A 994-nucleotide genomic window follows, 5' to 3' on the forward strand; every position below is an offset into this window, starting at 1 on the left:
AGGCTGATCGGTCGGCCGACGACGATGGCGACGACACCGACTTCTGGTTGGCACTACCAGGCTTTCGTGATTCGCTGATCGCAGCAGAAGCCGATCACGGCGCAGGCCGCACATTCAGCGAGGAAGAGATTTATGCTTACGTCGGGTTGCCTCAGCGAGACACAGACCAGGAGGAGTTGCGCCGGCGATGCATGGCACACGGCAAATGGATGTCCGATCATCCGGAAGCCATGGCGTCCGCCGAAGAGTGGGCTGACGGGAACCTCGACGAACTGGATCACACCTGAAAGCAGCCATGCCAGCGAGGTCTCCCCCCGACTTTAGCGTCAAGGCGACCGAGCCTCAGACATCAATGCCACTACTGTCGACATAACCCGCGCTCTGATTACCCCGCCCATCCACTATCCGCCGACAGCCGTCCGGGCCCGCTGACTCTTAATCAGCGGGCCCGTCCAGCGAAAGACTGACGGGCTCCCCTTCGCGGGTTTGACCTCGCCAGCAATTTCGGAATGGCTTCTACGTAGCCTTCATCGGTCCTGACGGTGGTGCAAACCAGTTACGTTGGTGTTGGGGTGAAGCCCAAGCTGTTCTGCCGACTCCGGTTTCGTATTTGTGGCTCGGACAGTGGGAACCTCGCGCTCGATAACACAGGGCACATCATCGCCGGACGCACCGATGCGACACCACCGAAGTGACACGAGAATGAAAGTAAAGACAAAACCTGGCGAATTGCTCGAGGTATTCGCTGTTCTGTTGACCGCCGGTGTTCTTGCAACATGCTCATCGACCAATCCAACCAAGCACACCGGGTCGGGGCCATCAGCCCCATCCGGCGCGACAATGATTCCAGGAGGGCCCATGGAACCCACACCCATTGCGCCGTCACCGAAGATCCCGAAAAGCTAACAAGAGGCCGAGGACTCAGTGCTTCGGTACCTGCAGGAAAACAGTCGACGGGTTGCCACCGGGCGCCGTCCTAGACACGAGCGACACC

1 protein-coding gene is annotated in these 994 nt (G+C 59.5%); it reads left to right on the forward strand.

Features of this window, described 5'->3' with window-relative positions; all coding sequences use genetic code 11:
• A partial coding sequence (locus AC5Y5B_RS25200; protein ID WP_225326012.1) for a hypothetical protein occupies positions 1-287 on the forward strand: 287 nt, incomplete at its 5' end.
• Between the last annotated feature and the right edge of the window lie 707 nt (positions 288-994).

Source organism: Mycobacterium sp. NGS33, assembly GCF_059812885.1.